Annotated in this window: 14 protein-coding genes; 6 read left to right on the top strand and 8 right to left on the bottom strand. The window is 63.8% G+C overall.

The window, feature by feature from the left end:
• Positions 1-43: 43 nt before the first annotated feature.
• The 6 genes from hfq to ACFWHB_RS04205 form a co-directional block, all read right to left on the bottom strand.
• Positions 44-307, bottom strand: a complete 264-nt coding sequence (hfq, locus tag ACFWHB_RS04230; protein ID WP_011704864.1) for an RNA chaperone Hfq — start codon at positions 305-307, stop codon at positions 44-46.
• Positions 308-379: 72 nt separating this feature from the next.
• Positions 380-1,312, bottom strand: coding sequence for a tRNA (adenosine(37)-N6)-dimethylallyltransferase MiaA (gene miaA, locus ACFWHB_RS04225; protein ID WP_202047099.1), 933 nt, complete (start codon positions 1,310-1,312; stop codon positions 380-382).
• An 81-nt stretch (positions 1,313-1,393) separates the two neighbouring features.
• Positions 1,394-3,265: a DNA mismatch repair endonuclease MutL gene (mutL, locus tag ACFWHB_RS04220; RefSeq protein ID WP_395949521.1), complete on the bottom strand. Its 1,872-nt coding sequence runs from the start codon at positions 3,263-3,265 to the stop codon at positions 1,394-1,396.
• Positions 3,266-3,484: 219 nt separating this feature from the next.
• Complete coding sequence (locus ACFWHB_RS04215) at positions 3,485-5,017, bottom strand: N-acetylmuramoyl-L-alanine amidase (RefSeq protein WP_168235742.1); 1,533 nt, start codon at positions 5,015-5,017, stop codon at positions 3,485-3,487.
• Positions 5,008-5,481, bottom strand: coding sequence for a tRNA (adenosine(37)-N6)-threonylcarbamoyltransferase complex ATPase subunit type 1 TsaE (tsaE, locus tag ACFWHB_RS04210; RefSeq protein WP_041206351.1), 474 nt, complete (start codon positions 5,479-5,481; stop codon positions 5,008-5,010). Before tsaE ends, ACFWHB_RS04215 begins: the two co-directional genes overlap by 10 nt.
• 17 nt (positions 5,482-5,498) lie before the next feature.
• Positions 5,499-7,001 (bottom strand): NAD(P)H-hydrate dehydratase, encoded by a 1,503-nt coding sequence (locus ACFWHB_RS04205; protein WP_395949520.1) that lies wholly within the window; start codon positions 6,999-7,001, stop codon positions 5,499-5,501.
• Positions 7,002-7,133: 132 nt separating this feature from the next.
• Between ACFWHB_RS04205 and queG the strand changes: the two genes are divergently transcribed.
• Both queG and ppgK read left to right on the top strand, forming a co-directional pair.
• Positions 7,134-8,288 carry a tRNA epoxyqueuosine(34) reductase QueG gene (queG, locus tag ACFWHB_RS04200; RefSeq protein WP_395949519.1) on the top strand — a complete coding sequence of 385 codons (1,155 nt, stop codon included), beginning with the start codon at positions 7,134-7,136 and terminating at the stop codon, positions 8,286-8,288.
• An 83-nt stretch (positions 8,289-8,371) separates the two neighbouring features.
• On the top strand, positions 8,372-9,115 hold the full coding sequence (gene ppgK / locus ACFWHB_RS04195; protein WP_106885919.1) for a polyphosphate--glucose phosphotransferase: 744 nt from the start codon (positions 8,372-8,374) through the stop codon (positions 9,113-9,115).
• 53 nt (positions 9,116-9,168) lie between these two features.
• Here the strand turns inward: ppgK and ACFWHB_RS04190 are convergent, their stop codons facing one another.
• Positions 9,169-9,624, bottom strand: a complete 456-nt coding sequence (locus tag ACFWHB_RS04190) for a hypothetical protein (RefSeq protein WP_395949518.1) — start codon at positions 9,622-9,624, stop codon at positions 9,169-9,171.
• A gap of 482 nt (positions 9,625-10,106) precedes the next feature.
• Here ACFWHB_RS04190 and metN point away from each other — a divergent pair, with 482 nt between their 5' ends.
• From metN to rfaH, 4 genes are all read left to right on the top strand, one after another.
• Positions 10,107-11,150: a methionine ABC transporter ATP-binding protein MetN gene (gene metN, locus ACFWHB_RS04185; protein ID WP_111912285.1), complete on the top strand. Its 1,044-nt coding sequence runs from the start codon at positions 10,107-10,109 to the stop codon at positions 11,148-11,150.
• Positions 11,131-11,784: a methionine ABC transporter permease gene (locus ACFWHB_RS04180; RefSeq protein WP_005327310.1), complete on the top strand. Its 654-nt coding sequence runs from the start codon at positions 11,131-11,133 to the stop codon at positions 11,782-11,784. Before metN ends, ACFWHB_RS04180 begins: the two co-directional genes overlap by 20 nt.
• 26 nt (positions 11,785-11,810) lie before the next feature.
• On the top strand, positions 11,811-12,611 hold the full coding sequence (gene metQ / locus ACFWHB_RS04175; RefSeq protein ID WP_106885916.1) for a methionine ABC transporter substrate-binding lipoprotein MetQ: 801 nt from the start codon (positions 11,811-11,813) through the stop codon (positions 12,609-12,611).
• Between the two features lie 98 nt (positions 12,612-12,709).
• On the top strand, positions 12,710-13,210 hold the full coding sequence (rfaH, locus tag ACFWHB_RS04170) for a transcription/translation regulatory transformer protein RfaH (protein WP_106885915.1): 501 nt from the start codon (positions 12,710-12,712) through the stop codon (positions 13,208-13,210).
• 292 nt (positions 13,211-13,502) lie between these two features.
• Here the strand turns inward: rfaH and ACFWHB_RS04165 are convergent, their stop codons facing one another.
• Positions 13,503-15,479: a HAMP domain-containing methyl-accepting chemotaxis protein gene (locus tag ACFWHB_RS04165; RefSeq protein ID WP_395949517.1), complete on the bottom strand. Its 1,977-nt coding sequence runs from the start codon at positions 15,477-15,479 to the stop codon at positions 13,503-13,505.
• Positions 15,480-15,511 lie beyond the last annotated feature (32 nt).

The raw sequence follows: 15,511 nt of genomic DNA, 5'->3' as shown, positions 1-15,511 counted from the left end.
ATCATGATGATTCTGAGTTGGCGAGTGGGCTCGCCGCGGGATATCACGCCTCGGCTTCACCCTGCTCTTCACCGGCGGCGCCCGGGGCGTGCTGGTGATGGTTGACGGCACGGGCCGGCACCACGGTGGAAATGGCGTGCTTGTAGACCATCTGGCTCACGGTGTTCTTCAGCAAAATGACAAACTGGTCAAACGATTCGATCTGACCCTGCAGTTTGATGCCGTTCACCAAATAGATAGAAACAGGAATCCGCTCACGGCGCAGCGCATTCAAAAACGGGTCTTGGAGAGATTGCCCCTTAGCCATCTTTCTTTTCCTTATAGTTTGTTGTTTTTAAACACCGGATATCAATATAACAACCTGATTATACAGGGAGTGTCAAGCCGCACCAGCTCGGGCGACCACCCTGGCCACATTGCCAGACTCACCAGATTCCAACCAGGTCAGGTCGGGCCAGCCACGCAACCAGGTCATCTGGCGCTTGGCCAGCTGACGGGTGGCCACGATGCCACGATAACGCATCTCATCATATCCCACTTCCCCTGCCAGGTAGTCCCACATTTGGCGGTAGCCAACGCAACGAATAGCTGGCAGATCCGGGTGAAGATCACCCCGCTCATAGAGCGCCCTGACCTCCTGTTCGAACTCCCCCTGCAGCATCTTGTCGAAACGCAGCTCGATGCGCTGATGCAGCACGGCGCGATCGGAGGGGGCGATGGCAAACTGGTGTACCCGGTAGGGCAAGCCTTCCCCCTGCACCTGGGTCAGCTCGGTGAGGGTCTTGCCGCTGATGCGATAGACCTCGAGCGCCCGGCTGAGCCGCTGCGGATCGTTGGGGTGGATGCGGGCGCCGGCCACAGGATCGATGCGCACCAGCTCGTCGTGCAGGGCTTGCCAGCCGAGGCGAGCGGCCTCTGCCTCAATCTCGGCGCGAATGGCCGGATCGGCGGAGGGCAGCGGAGAGAGCCCCTCCAGCAGCGCCTTGAAGTAGAGCATGGTGCCCCCCACCAGCAGCGGGATGCGGCCGCGGTCGGCGATCTCTTTCATCTCGCGCAGGGCATCGCGGCAGAAATCCGCTGCCGAATAGCTCATGGCCGGATCCAGGATGTCGATCAGGCGATGAGGGGCCTGGGCCAGCTCGGCGGCAGTCGGCTTGGCGGTGCCAATGTCCATGCCGCGATAGATGAGCGCGGAGTCCACGCTGATGATGTCGCAGGGCAGGGCCTGACACAGAGCGATGGCGAGATCCGTCTTGCCGGAGGCCGTCGGCCCCATCAGAAAAATTGCAGTCGGCAAGTCAGCCACTTTCATGTTCCTCTGGCACGGTAGCCCCGTCGGGAGGCGCCCCATGCAAATAGTGTTCAATTAGTTGAAGAGGTCAGCCCCGGCGGTTCAATCGCCCCGTGCAAACCCCTCCAGCACGGCCGCCAACGACAGAGGGCGCACCATGCGAATGTCTGCCAGTTGGTCACCGTAATCGGTCACAAGTTCCGTCAGCAGCCGGCTGGCCGTTGAAAAATCATATATTTTTTCGGTGCTTATCCCCTGCTCCACCAGCCACTGGCATAGTACTTCAGCCTGCTGGTCGGCATCACTGTCATATCCGCTCTCGATCAATTGCAGCAATTCGGGTAAGAGACGCACCAGATCGGTCTGGCGCAGCAAGGCGGGCACCCGAGTCAGGATCATGGTGTCGCGCCCCCCGCTTTTCAACTCCAGCCCCATGCGTTTGAGCAAACGTTCCTGCTCCTCTGCCAGCGCAATCAGGTTCTTTGGCAGCTTGAAGGAGACCGGCAGCAGCAGGGGTTGCGCCGCCAGCCCCTGGCCCCAGGTCTCCAGCAGCCAGTGGCGCAGCAGCACCCGCTCGGCCCGCACCAGAGAGAGCAGCGCCAGTTGTCCCTCCCGCTCGATCAGCAGATAGGCCTGCTCCACCAGGGTCAGGGCGCGAGTCCCCTGGGGCGACAGACCGGCCGGGGTGACGGGAGCAGCCTGAGACGCCTCCCCCACCACCGGCAATGTGGTGAGCAGGGCGCCCATGCCGCGCATCGCCTCCCGGCTGGGGGGCTCGGGGGGCTGGTAGTTGCCCGCGCGGCCGGCACCTTCGCGCACGGCACCGCCATCCCGCGTCTGGGCGGGGGCTCTATAGCTGTGCTCGGCGCCATACCACTCGGGGCGTGGCGCCTGGCCGGGATACTCGATCTGCGGGCTGGCCGGCAGCTCGACCAGGCTCTCGGCCAGCGGCCCGTCCTGCTCGCTGGCTCCCGCCCCTTCCCGGCGCAGAGCAGTAAAGAGCGCCTGGAAGATAAAGTCGTGGATGAGCCGCGCCTGATGGAAACGCACCTCGTGCTTGGCGGGATGGACGTTCACATCCACCTGACGGGGATCCAGCTCTATGTAGAGCACATAGGCGGCGAAGCTGCCGGCGGGCAGCAGCTCGTCATAGGCCTGGCGGATGGCGTGGTTGATGAGCTTGTCGCGCATCATGCGGCCGTTCACATAGGTATATTGCAGATCGTTTTGCGGTCTGGCCCCCGCGGGCAGCGCCAGCCAGCCCCACAGACGCACGTCGCTGTGCTCGCTCTCCACCGCCAGCGCGTGGTGCATGAAGGGGGTGCCGCAGACGGCGGCGAGGCGACGCTCCTGCTCAGGCACCGTATTGGCGGCCTTGTACTGGCGCACCACCTTGCCGTTGTGGCGCAGGATCAGGGTGATGTCGAAGCGGGAGAGCGCGATGCGGCGCACCAGCTCGTCGATGTGGGCAAACTCGGTCTTCTCGCTGCGCATGAACTTGCGCCGCGCCGGGGTGTTGAAGAAGAGATCCACCACCTCCACTGTGGTGCCCACCGGATGGGCCGCCGGCTTGACGGTGACGTTCATCTCGCGTCCCTGCGCCTCGGCCTGCCAGGCTTCGGACTGCTCCGCGGTGCGGGAGGTGAAGGTGAGACGGGAGACAGAGCTGATGGAGGCGAGCGCCTCGCCGCGAAAGCCGAGGCTGTTGATCCCTTCCAGGTCATCCAGAGTCGCCACCTTGGAGGTCGCGTGCCGCGACAGCGCCAGCACCAGCTCGTCCCTGGCGACACCGCTGCCGTTGTCACGGATGCGGATGAGCTTGGCGCCCCCCTTGTCGATGTCGATCTCGACCCGGTCGGCCCCCGCATCAAGGCTGTTTTCCACCAGCTCCTTCACCACCGAGGAGGGCCGCTCCACCACCTCGCCGGCAGCAATCTGGTTGGCCAGGATAGGAGGCAATATACGGATCGGCATGGCTGACTCCTGCTTTTTAACCTTGGGGATCTAGGTTGGTGCTGAGCGAAGCCCAACATGGAAAAGATGAACACATCAACCTCACCCAGCCCTCCTCTTCATAAGGGGAGGGAGCACAAGACTCCCCCCCTTTGAAGGGGGAGGCTGGGAGGGGGTTAGCCCAACGACAACAGTGTTTTCGATGGGCTATCCGCCCGAACAATCACTAAAACAACCCATTTATTTCGGGATATAGAGCACCTGCCCTATCTGGATATCCCGTGACTTGAGCTTGTTGATCTCCACCAGCCGCGCCTGGCTCACGCCGTGCTTCTCGGCGAGGCGGGAGAGGCTCTGGCCGCGGGTGACCACGTGGCGGATCATCTGGGACTTGTCGTCGCTCTGCACGCTTGCGACCGGCACGCTCGGCTCCTTGGCCGCCACCTTATAGGGTTTGATCACCCCGGCACCGGAGGCGCTGCCGACGCTGCTGACCGGGGCGCCGCCATCACTGCTGCGGCTCGGCACTGTCGCCGGCATGCGGTTGGTCACCTGCTGCCGGGGCGCGGGGGCAACCGCCGCCTTGCTCGCCACAGGCTGGCTGGCGCTGGCCACTCGCTGCCCCTTGCCGGTCATCATGGGGCCCTTGGTCGGGTGGCTGCGATAGTAGCTGCGGATCCCCTCGAAGATGGCCCGGGCCAGCTGATCCTGGTAGCTGGCAGTAGCCAGCAGCTTCTCTTCCGCATGGTTGGAGATGAAGCCGGTTTCCACCAGTACGGAGGGAATGTCCGGCGCCTTGAGCACCGCCAGGCTAGCGTGCTCCGGTGCCTTCTTGTGCAGCCGGGCCACCCGTCCCATGGAGCGCAGTATCTGGCGACTCACCTCATAGCCCTCGGCCCTGGACTTGTCCATGGAGAGATCGAGGAAGGTCTGCGCCAGATAGGGATTGGGGTCGGATTCGGCCAATACCTTGCCCACCCCGCCCAGCAGTTCCCCCTGCTTCTCCTGCTTCTCCAGCCAGCTGCCCATCTCGCGGTTGGCGCGATTGGTCGACAACACCCAGACCGAGGCGCCGCGCGGCGTGGAGTTGTGGAAGCTGTCCGCATGCACGGACACCAGCAGATCCGCCTTGGCCTTGCGGGCGATTTCGGAGCGCTTGTTGAGGTCGACGAAGTAGTCACCACGACGGGTCATCACGGCACGCATGCCCGGCTCGCGATCGATCAGCGCCGCCAGCTTCTGGGACACCGACAGGGTCACCCGTTTCTCGTAGGTGCGGCGCGGGCCTATGGAGCCAGGATCTTCCCCGCCATGGCCCGGATCGATGGCGATGACGATGGCCTTGCCCTGACCGCCGACGGGAGCGGGCTGCGCCGTGGCGCCGCCCTTCTCTTCATAAGGCAGATCGATCACCAGGCGATGGCCATAGGGGCCGGCCGGTGCCAGCGGGAACACCACCGGCTTGATGGCGGAGCTGAGATCCAGCACCAGACGCATACTGCCCTTCTCGAGGGGCGTGCTCTCGCGGATCTTGCGCACCAGCTCGCTCTTGTTCTCGATGCGAGCCAGGTTGGCGGCGTTGCTCGCCCCCTTGAGATCGATCACCAGGCGACTCGGGCCGCTCAGGGTGAAGTAGTTGAAATTGGGGGCGCTGCTCATGTCGAGCACCACCCGGGTGTTATCCGGTGATGGCCAGACCCGCACACTCTTGAGCTGATTCGCCCAGGAGGGTAAGGCCATCAGGGAGAGGGCAATAACAAGGATCAAGCGCACTGAGATGACAACCGTTCCAGAATGGCTTCGCCAATAGCAGTGCGGGCCGCAATCAGGGCCTCGCGCTGCTCGTTCACATACGTCAGGGTAATCTCGAGATCGGGGGATGGCAGCCAGCCCTCCCCTTTCTCCGGCCACTCCACCAGACAGAGGGTGTCGGCGCCGAAATAGTCCCGAATGCCCATGAATTCCAGCTCTTCCGGATCCGCCAGTCGATAGAGATCGAAGTGATAGACCTGCCAGTCGGCCAGTTCATAGGGCTCCACCAGTGTATAGGTAGGACTCTTGACCTTGCCTTGATGGCCAAGCCCTTGCACCCAGCCGCGGGTCAGGGTGGTCTTGCCGGCCCCGAGGGCGCCGTGCAGAAATACGGTAGTGGCCTGCTGGCACGCCTGCGCCAGACGGCCACCCAGTGCCACAGTTGCTGCCTCGTCCGGCAGTGTCATCATCAAGGTTTTTGCCATGTTCTTCTTGTTACTTGTTACGGTGTCGGATTGACCAGACGGCGGATCCAGGGCAGCAGATCCGATGCCAACATGCCCCGCTCACCCTCGGCGGCGGCCAGGTCGGCGGCCTCTGCGTGGATCACGGCCCCCAGTCGCGCGGCCATGCTGGCAGACCAGCCCTGGGCCAGGAGGGCGGCGATTATACCAGATAACAGATCCCCCATGCCGCCACTGGCCATGCCGGGGTTGCCTTCATCGCAGAGGCTGATGCACTGGCCATCGCAGATGAGCGAGCCCGCCCCCTTGAGCAGCACCACGCCGCCGTATCGCTGCTGCAGCCGGGAAACGGCGGCGAAACGATCCGCCTCAACCTCGGCGACGGCGCAGCCCAGCAGGCGGGCCGCCTCCCCGGGGTGGGGCGTGAGCACCCAATTATCCTGATGACGGGGTGCCTGCGCCAGCCAATTCAATCCATCGGCGTCCAATACCAGGGGCAGACTGGCGCTGAGGTAGTGTTCGAACTGGGCCCTTCCCCACTCATCCTGACCGAGCCCGGGCCCCAGAACCCGCACAGTGGCCCACCCCTCGTCACTCCCGGCCGGGCATCCCATCAGCTCGGGCTGCACCAGGCTGGCGGGAGGAGAGTCCGGATGCTGGCACAGTCGCACCAGACCCGCCCCCGCCCGCAGGCAGGCCTGCCCCGCCAGCAGTATGGCTCCCTGCATCCCCAGGTTGCCCCCCACCAGCAGCACCTTGCCGTGCTTGCCCTTGTGGGCCGAGCGGGGACGGGGAGTGAGCAGGTTCTTTATACGGGGATAATCCAGGCGCTCGGCGGCGGGCACCTGGTCGGCCTCGGGCATCACCCCGAGGGGATCCCAGTCGAGCTGGCCGACGCCGTCCACCCCGTCGGCGGTGAGCATGCCCTGCTTGATGCCGATGAAGCTGAGGGTGCGGGTGGCGTGCACCAGGGCCCCCATGGCGCGGCCGGTGTCGGCATTGAGCCCGGAGGGGAGATCCACCGCCAGAACCGGAGCATTCAAGCCATTGATTGTTGCGACGATCTTTGTCATTGGCGAGGAGAGGGGGAGCTGGACACCGGTGCCGAGCAGTGCATCTATCACCAGATCCGGCGGAGGGAGCGGCGCCCCCTCGAGCGCATCGGCCATCATCACCTCTCCCCCCGCCGCCAGCCACTCGTCGGCGGCCCGCCTGGCGTCCCCTCTGAGCAAGCCTGGCGCCCGGGCGGCTATCACCAGGGGCTCGAGGCCGAGTCGGCGGGCGAGGCGGGCCAGCACATAGCCATCCCCCCCGTTGTTGCCCGGGCCGACGAAGATCCACCAGTGGTGACTCTGGGGCCAGTGATGGCGGGCATAGTTGCACAGGGCGGCACCGGCCCGCTCCATCAGGGCGTAGAGGGCTTGCCCCTCACGCTCGGCCCAGCACTGCTCCATCTTGCGGATCTGTTCGGCCCGCCACAGGGGCTGTGCTAGACTGATGCCTTGTTTTTTGCCGATAGCGTCCTCGATAACCTGTACCATGACGGCTCCCCACCTTCATCATCCACTGGCCCGACTCCTGGCCTGGCATATGGCGTGCCATGACGGCGCACGGCCCTCGTTACCCTCAATGCCGCGGGCGCCATGCCGCTGCCAGCAGGCAGGTGAGACACAATGACGGCCGCCGAACTCGCGCAACTGGCCCACGATATCAAGCTCTGGGCACGGGAGCTAGGATTTGACCAGGTCGGCATCACGGACACGGATCTCGCCCTTGAGGAGCCCAGATTGCAGGCCTGGCTGGATGCGGGCCATCACGGCACCATGGACTACATGGCGCGCCACGGCATGATGCGGGCCCGGCCCCACGAGCTGCTGCCGGGCACCCTGCGGGTGCTGTCGGTGCGGATGAACTATCTCCCCTTCGAGGCGGGCTTTGCCGCCACTCTGAAGGACCCGACCCTGGGCTACATCAGCCGCTATGCCCTGGGACGCGACTACCACAAGGTGCTGCGCAACCGGCTCAAGCAGCTGGGGGAGCGCATCGAGCAGCGCTGCCAGGCGCTGTTGCCATCCACGCAGGAAACCCCGGGGGAGTGGCGTCCCTTCGTCGATTCGGCCCCCATACTGGAGCGCCCCCTGGCGGCCAAGGCGGGGCTGGGCTGGGTGGGCAAGCACTCGCTGCTGCTGAGCGAATCGGCCGGCTCCTTCTTCTTTCTCGGGGAGCTGCTGCTCAGCCTGCCGCTGCCCGTCGATGCCCCGGTGGAAAAAGAGCAGTGTGGCAAGTGCGTGGCCTGCATCAACATCTGCCCCACCGGCGCCATCATCGCCCCCTATGTGGTGGACGGGCGGCGCTGCATCTCCTATCTCACCATAGAGAACGACGGCCCCATCCCGGAAGAGTTCAGGCCGCTGATGGGCAACCGCATCTATGGCTGTGACGACTGCCAGCTCATCTGCCCCTGGAACCGCTATGCGGATGCGAGCCCCGAGCCCGACTTCAGTCCCCGCCCCAATCTGCACCGCCCACCCCTGCTCGACCTCTGGCAGTGGTCGGAGGCGGCATTTTTGAAGCACACCGAAGGCAGCCCCATTCGCCGCATCGGCTATCAACGCTGGCGCCGCAACCTGGCAGTGGCGCTGGGCAACGGCCCGGCCAGCAGCGATGCCATGGCGGCCCTGCAGCAGGCGCTTCCCGGCGCCGAGCCCATGGTGGCCGAACACATCGAATGGGCGCTGGCGACCCTGGCCGCGCGCCAGGAGAAAGAGAACAAGAAGACCCGTTTGCTGATCCGCTGCATCGAAAAAGGCCTGCCGGATCACGCATAAGTGATCTGGCCCTTGCCGGATGACAGCACTTTTTTCATGCTCTGCCGACCATTGACCATAGGCACAATAAAAGGAAGATGCGGATGCAGATGTTGGGAGTAGATATTGGCGGCTCCGGGATCAAGGGCTGCCTGGTGGACACCGAGACTGGCGAACTGATTGGCGAGCGCCACCGCATTGCCACGCCGCAACCGGCCACCCCGGCCGCCGTGGCGCACACCCTCAAGGCGCTGGTCGAGCATTTCCAGTGGAAGGGGCCCATAGGGTGCGGCTTCCCCGCCACCATCCACAACGGCATCGCCAAGAATGCCTCCAACATCGACAAGAGCTGGATCGAGACAGACGCCGCCCACCTGTTCGCCGACGTGACCGGCCTGCCCTGCCACGTGCTCAACGACGCCGATGCTGCCGGGCTGGCCGAGATGCGCTTCGGCACGGGCCGGGATCGCAAGGGGGTCATCATCCTCATCACCGTCGGCACCGGCATAGGCACTGCGGTGTTCGTCAACGGCCAGCTGCTGCCGAACACCGAGCTGGGCCATCTCATCTTGGAAGGCATGGTCGCCGAGCACTACTGCTCGGATGCGGTGCGCAAGCGCGAGGATCTCTCCTGGAACCGCTGGGGCAAGCGCTTCAACAAGTACCTGGCCCGCCTCGAGTTCCTCTTCTCCCCCGATCTCTTCATCCTGGGAGGCGGCAGCGCCGCCAAGCTCGACAAGTTCATCGACCGGATAGAGACCCGGGCCCCCCTGGTGGCGGCGGCCAACCTCAACCAGGCCGGCATCATAGGGGCCGCCCTCTACGGCGCGGCCCGGCAAGAGGGCTAAGCCTACCCCAGCAAAGGAGCAAGAGGCCCTGAGCGGGCCTCTGCCATGGCGCCCTAGAGGTCGTCGAGCCGATGGGCCCCGTGCACCAGCCGGGTCAACCGGGATTGCGCCATGGACGCCAGTGATGCTAGCAGCGCGGCCGTGTCCGGCGTGGGGCACTCCCGGGCCAGGCGCCCCAGCTCCCCAACGAGTTTCTCCTCCTGCCGCGACACCAGGGTCACTATCTCGTCGGGCTGGGCACCGGCGGGCAGTGCCAGACGCGGGCAATCGGCCAGCAGATCCACGCCAAATCCCTGATCCAGCCAGGTCTCCTTGACCCCGCTCCCCATCTGCTCCCGATAGTCGTGCAGGTGGGCCGCCGCAGCGTCCTCCCGCCCTTGCAGATAGGCCAGCAACATCCGGCTGCGCTCCCCATCCACCTGGGGGATCAGGCGCCCGTAACTGCGCCCCTGCTGCTGATGCAGTTGCTCGAGGTAAAGCATCAGGTCCTTGATCTGTTGAAATCGCATCTTGGCTTCCTCCTGCCGTCCACCTCCTGCCAGTATAAAAAAACGCCGCCCCCTCCCCGGATAAAAGCGGTCAATTTTTGTTCTACATCAAAGGGATGGGAAAGAAAAAGGAGAAAACGAAGAGAAAGGGGCGAAGAGATTCCTCCCTGTCATGCTGGCAACTGGCCGCCAGCGCCCAGGGAGAGGTCGTGACAAAACGGGGGAATCATCGAGTTAAGGAGGATTATCCAGGTTATATTCGGACGGATGAATTCAAATCAGAATCTAATATTGAAGCCGCCGGTTTACCCCTCTTCCCTTAGTCAGGAAGCGGGAATCCTTATCCATTTTTTAGACGTCTAGACGTAGAAACATGCGTTGACACAGCCATCCGGACATCTTAGCATCATCCTCCATGATGGCAGAGCAACCCAGTGAAACCTCTGCCCAATTCACCCGCCTGTAGCGCCCTGTGCTTTAAGGCTGTTAGCACGGAAGAATCCATGATTAAGTTGATCGGTCTCAACAAAGTCTACGGTAAAGGCAGTGACGCCGTGCACGCCCTGCGTGACGTGAGCCTGCATGTGCCACAAGGCAAGATTTTCGGGGTGATCGGCGCCTCCGGGGCCGGCAAGAGCACCCTGATTCGTTGCGTCAACCTGCTGGAGCGCCCCACCCAGGGGCAGGTCATCGTCGATGGTCAGGATCTGGTGGCCCTGAGCGAGCGGGATCTGACCCAGGCTCGCCGCCAGATCGGCATGATCTTCCAGCACTTCAACCTGCTGGCCTCCCGCACCGTGTTCGCCAACATCGCCTTCCCGCTGGAGCTGGCGGGCTGGAGCAAGGCGCAGATCCAGGCCCGGGTCGACGAGCTGCTGGCCCTGGTCGGGCTGGAAGCCCGTGCCCACGCCTATCCGTCCGAGCTCTCCGGCGGCCAGAAGCAGCGCGTCGCCATCGCCCGCGCCCTGGCACCGGCCCCCAAGGTACTGCTGTGTGACGAGGCCACCTCGGCCCTCGACCCCCAGACCACCCGATCCATCCTGAGCCTGCTCAAGGAGATCAACGTCAAGCTGGGGCTCACCATCTTGCTCATCACCCACGAGATGGACGTGGTGAAGGGGATCTGTGACGAAGTGGCCATCATCAGCGACGGTCGCCTGATCGAGCAGGGGGAAGTGGCCTGGTTCTTCAGCAACGCCAAGACCCAGCTGGCCCGTGACTTCATCCACTCCACCATCCACCTGGAAGTGCCCCAGGAGTATCAGGACAGGATGAGCCGCGAGCGGGTGGCCAACAGCTATCCCCTGGTGAAGCTCGGTTTCACCGGCGCCACCGTCGATTCGCCGCTCATCTCCGAGGTGAGCCGCCGTTTCAACATCGACATCAGCATACTGAGCGCAGACATCGAATACGCCGGTGGCGTCAAGTTCGGCTTCCTGCTGGCGGAACTGTTCGGGGATGAGGCCCAGTGCGAGGCCACCCAGCAGTTCTTCATCGACAACCACATTCAGCTGGAGGTAATGGGCTATGTCCGAAGCCATGATTAATCTGCTCATCACAGCCCTCGGCGACACCCTGATCATGGTGTTTGCCTCCGCCCTGTTCGGCTGCCTGCTCGGCCTGCCGCTGGGCGTGGCACTGCACGTGACCAAGGCCGGCCAGATCCTGGCCAACCCGCTGCTGAACAAGATCCTCGGCATCGTGGTCAACGTCGGCCGCTCCGTGCCCTTCATCATACTGCTGGTTGCCATCATTCCGCTGACCCGGCTGATCGTCGGCACCAGCATAGGCACCATAGCCGCCATAGTGCCGCTGACCGTCGGTTGCATCCCCTTCATCGCCCGTCTGGTGGAAGGTGCCCTGATGGAAGTGCCGGACGGCCTGCTCGAAGCCGCCAAGGCCATGGGTGCCAAACCCTTGCAAATCATTGCCAAGGTGCTGCTGCCTGAGGCCCTGCCCGGGATCCTCAACAGCATCATCATCACCCTGGTCACGCTGGTGAACTACTCCGCCATGGCCGGTGCCATCGGTGGTGGTGGTCTCGGTGATGTGGGTATTCGCTACGGCTACCAGCGCTTCGACCCTACCGTCATGCTGGTCACCGTGGTCATTCTGGTGGTACTGGTTCAACTCATCCAGAGCGCGGGTGAGCGCCTGGTCAAACAATGTGATCATCGTTAATCGTCGATTTCTGACAGGAGGTTTTTATGAAATTGGGCATTAAATCCGCGGCAGCTGCGCTGCTGGCAACTCTGGTACTGGTCGGCTGCGGTCAGAAGGAAGAGAGCAAGACCCTGAAAGTCGGCGCCATCGCCGGCCCCGAGACCGAACTGATCGAGACTGCGGCCAAGGTGGCGAAGGAGAAATACGGCCTGACCGTCGAGGTCGTCACCTTCTCCGACTACGTCACTCCCAACGTGGCCCTGAACGACGGCAGCGTCGACGTCAACGCCTTCCAGCACAAGCCCTACCTGGATGCCCAGATCCGTGATCGCGGCTTCAAGCTGGTGCCGGTTGGCAACACCTTCGTCTACCCGATCGCCGGTTACTCCAAGAAGATCAAGGCCCTGTCCGAGCTGAAAGACGGTGCCCAGATCGCGGTGCCGAACGATCCGACCAACCTGGGTCGCTCCCTGATCCTGCTGGAGAAGCAGGGCCTGCTGAAGCTGAAGGAAGGCGCCGGTCTGGAAGCGACCGTGCTGGACATCGCCAGCAACCCGCGCAACTTCAAGATCGTCGAGCTGGAAGCCGCTCAGCTGCCCCGCTCCCTGGAAGATGTTGATCTCTCCATCATCAACAACACCTTCGCCGGTCAGATTGGCCTGACCCCGACCGAAAACGGCCTCTTCGTCGAAGACAAGGAGTCCCCCTACGTCAACCTGATCGTTGCCCGCGAGAACAACAAGGACGACGAGAAGGTCAAGGAGTTCGTCCAGGCCTTCCAGACCGACGAGGTCTACAAGAAGGGAACCGAGCTGTTCAAGGGCGGCCTGGTGAAAGGTTGGTAATCACTCACTCTGTAAAAAAGGCCACGCCAAGCGTGGCCTTTTTTTTTGCCCCCGTTATCATAGCCAGAAGCACGGCAACACGAAAAAACAGAACAACAATGAAGAAATGGTATCTGGCCTACTGCAAGCCCAAGGAAGAGGCCCGCGCCCGCGCCCATCTGGCGGCTCAAGGCGTCGAATCCTATTACCCCATGGTGGAAGTGGAGAAACTGCGGCGTGGCAAACGGGTCCCGCAGCGTGAACCCATGTTTCCCAACTACCTGTTCATCTACGTGGATCTGGAAGTGGTCACCCCGGTCACCCTGAAGTCCACCCGCGGCATCAGCCGCATCATTCACTTCGGCAAGGAGTGGAGCCCCGTCAGCAGCCAGCTGATCTACCGGCTGATGAGCCGGGACGACAGCGACGAGGCGCGCGCCAGCTACGCCTGCCTGCCGACGCAAGGGGACAAGGTACTGATCGAATCTGGCCCCCTGGCCGGGTTCGAGGCCATCTACCTGGAGCCGGATGGGGAGAAGCGGGCCATCCTGCTGGTCAGTCTGCTGAATCAGGAAACCAGCAGCAGCTTCGACAATCAGGCTTTCCGGCGTCTGGACTGAGTCGGCAGCGAGAAGCGCCCATACCCCTGCTGGCCAGCCTGCTCAATCAGGAAACCAGCAGCAGCTTCGACAACCAGGCCTTCCGGCGCCTGGACTAACCATCCAGCATCAGGTCTGAGTTGGCAGCGAGAAGCGCCCATACCCCTGCTGGTCAGCCTGCTCAATCAGGAAACCAGCAGCAGCGTCGACAATCAGGCCTTCCGGCGTCTGGACTAACCATCCAGCGTCTGGACTGAAAAAAAACGGGGCAGGCCCATAGGCCTGCCCCGCTTTTCTGTCATCCCTGCCTTGCTCAGGCATCCAGCTCGAAGCGGCTGATGGCCGCGGTCAACTGGCCCGTCTCCCGGGTCAGTCTGGCGGCGATCAGCTCCCCCTGCTGGCTGTGTTCGCTGGACTGATGGCTGAGCCCGGCGATCTCCTCCACAGTGCCCGCCACCTCCTGGGCCACCCTGGACTGCTGCTCGGTCGCGGTGGCGATGGCGGCGAGCTGGCCGCAGAGATCCTGCACCAGCGCCGACATGGCCGCCAGGGTCTCGGTGGCCGAGGCCACGGCGCCCCTGCCCTGCTCCACCAACAGGGTGCCGCTGCCCACGGTATCGGCCGTCTGCCGGGTCTGCTGCTGTATGCTGGCAATGGTCTGGTTGATCTCCGCCGTCGACTGGCTGGTACGGCTGGCCAACTGGCGCACCTCGTCCGCCACCACGGCGAACCCCCGCCCCTGCTCCCCGGCGCGCGCCGCCTCTATGGCGGCATTGAGCGCCAGCAGGTTGGTCTGCTCGGCTATGGTGGCGATCACCTCGGTGACGCGGCCCACCTGCTCGCTCTGGCTGCGAAGCAGCGACATCGCCTGATTGGCCTGGGTGATCATGGCGGCAATCTGCGCCATGGTGACGCTCATGCGGGCGAGGGCCTGCTCCCCCTGCCTGGCCTGCTGCTCGGTCTGCCGCGCCGCGCCGGCCGCGTCGGCGATGTTGCCCGCCACGTCCCGGGTGCTGGCGGACATCTGCTCTATGGCGGCAGCGACCGTATCCAGCCGCTGATTCTGACTCGCCAGATCGTCCACTATGGCGTTGGTGGTCTGACCCACCTCGCGGCCGGCCCCTTCCACCTGCGCCACAGCCCCCTGGATCTCCCCCACCAGCTGGCGTAGCTGGCTCGACATCCGGTTGATGGAGCCGGTCAATCCGCCCAGCTCGTCCTGGCGCAACACCGGCAGGGGCTCCCTCGGCAGGCGGCCATCGGCGACCTGCCCGGCCCGGTTCACCAGGCTGGCGATGTCACGGGTCAGGCGGCGGCTGAACAGCAGGGCCACCAGGGTGCCGAGCAAGATGACGCTGGTGGTCGCCAGCAGCAGAGTACGGTGGATGGCCTGACTGGCACCGGCCAGCTTGCCAGCTATCTTGTCCACTTCTCCCCGGGTCTGGGTCACCTGGCTCGCCAGCTGACTGGCCAGCTGGGTCAACGCAGGTTCAATGTCGGTGGCCATCAGGTGGTTGGCCTGATCCCAGTCCGGCGCCTGCCGTCTGGCGATCACCTGCCCCACCAGCTCGGCAAAGGGGGCAGACATCTCCTCAAAGAGCGTCCACAACCCCTTCTGCGCCTCGGTGAAGTTGGCCTGCTGCTGTTTCAGCTCGGCCACCCGCTGCAGATGGAACTGGTAGTAGTCCTGGTACTTGTCGCGATACTCCTTGTCCCCCGAGATGAGGAAGTCCCGCAGGGCGGAGAGGGCATTGGCCAGCCCGTTGTAGGCATCCCCCACCTGCTTGAGCAGCAGGCGGCGATCGCCGGGCAGCGTCTCCTGGGGCGTCGCCACCTCTTCGTTGGCAATGGATTGCAGCTGATCGAGGGCAGCCTCCGCCAGGGGACCGGCTTCCAGCAGCATCAGGGTGTGGGCCGGCAGGTTCTCTTCGGTATGGGCCAGGGCCCACACCTTCTCCTGCGCCCCCTTGAAGCTCTTGAGGGAGCGGCTCAGGGCGGGCGTGAATCCCTGCTGCTCTATGGCTCGCCAGGCCTGCTCCCACTCCTGCTTGATGCGCGCACCTTGCGCGGGATCCTTGCCGAGGATGAGGTAGGCCCGCAGGGAGGAGACGGTGGCGATCAGGGCCTTCTGGCTCGCCTCGTCCCGTTGCAGGGCTGGCAGGGCCTGGCCCAGCAAGGCCTCCTGGGAGGCTTCAATCCGGCCGAGCTGATGGTAGACAAGGGCGGAGGAGAGAATGATGAGCAGGTTGATAAAACAGAAACTCAACAACAGCTTGCTTGATATTTTCATGACCATCCTTGTGTCGCAGCGGGCATCCTGCC

This window comes from Aeromonas mytilicola subsp. aquatica (genome assembly GCF_044336385.1).
GTDB lineage: Bacteria > Pseudomonadota > Gammaproteobacteria > Enterobacterales > Aeromonadaceae > Aeromonas > Aeromonas rivipollensis.
Note: the sequence above shows the minus strand (reverse complement) of the source record. Positions and strands in the feature narration are given on the sequence as shown.

What these genes read in the sequence shown, in the direction of transcription:
- hfq (WP_011704864.1), bottom strand. Translation starts at nt 307, where the DNA reads ATGGCTAAGGGGCAATCTCTCCAAGACCCGTTTTTGAATGCGCTGCGC.
- miaA (WP_202047099.1), bottom strand. Translation starts at nt 1,312, where the DNA reads ATGAAAGTGGCTGACTTGCCGACTGCAATTTTTCTGATGGGGCCGACG.
- mutL (WP_395949521.1), bottom strand. Translation starts at nt 3,265, where the DNA reads ATGCCGATCCGTATATTGCCTCCTATCCTGGCCAACCAGATTGCTGCC.
- tsaE (WP_041206351.1), bottom strand. Translation starts at nt 5,481, where the DNA reads ATGGCAAAAACCTTGATGATGACACTGCCGGACGAGGCAGCAACTGTG.
- ACFWHB_RS04205 (WP_395949520.1), bottom strand. Translation starts at nt 7,001, where the DNA reads ATGGTACAGGTTATCGAGGACGCTATCGGCAAAAAACAAGGCATCAGT.
- queG (WP_395949519.1), top strand. Translation starts at nt 7,134, where the DNA reads ATGACGGCCGCCGAACTCGCGCAACTGGCCCACGATATCAAGCTCTGG.
- ppgK (WP_106885919.1), top strand. Translation starts at nt 8,372, where the DNA reads ATGCAGATGTTGGGAGTAGATATTGGCGGCTCCGGGATCAAGGGCTGC.
- ACFWHB_RS04190 (WP_395949518.1), bottom strand. Translation starts at nt 9,624, where the DNA reads ATGCGATTTCAACAGATCAAGGACCTGATGCTTTACCTCGAGCAACTG.
- metN (WP_111912285.1), top strand. Translation starts at nt 10,107, where the DNA reads ATGATTAAGTTGATCGGTCTCAACAAAGTCTACGGTAAAGGCAGTGAC.
- ACFWHB_RS04180 (WP_005327310.1), top strand. Translation starts at nt 11,131, where the DNA reads ATGTCCGAAGCCATGATTAATCTGCTCATCACAGCCCTCGGCGACACC.
- metQ (WP_106885916.1), top strand. Translation starts at nt 11,811, where the DNA reads ATGAAATTGGGCATTAAATCCGCGGCAGCTGCGCTGCTGGCAACTCTG.
- rfaH (WP_106885915.1), top strand. Translation starts at nt 12,710, where the DNA reads ATGAAGAAATGGTATCTGGCCTACTGCAAGCCCAAGGAAGAGGCCCGC.
- ACFWHB_RS04165 (WP_395949517.1), bottom strand. Translation starts at nt 15,479, where the DNA reads ATGAAAATATCAAGCAAGCTGTTGTTGAGTTTCTGTTTTATCAACCTG.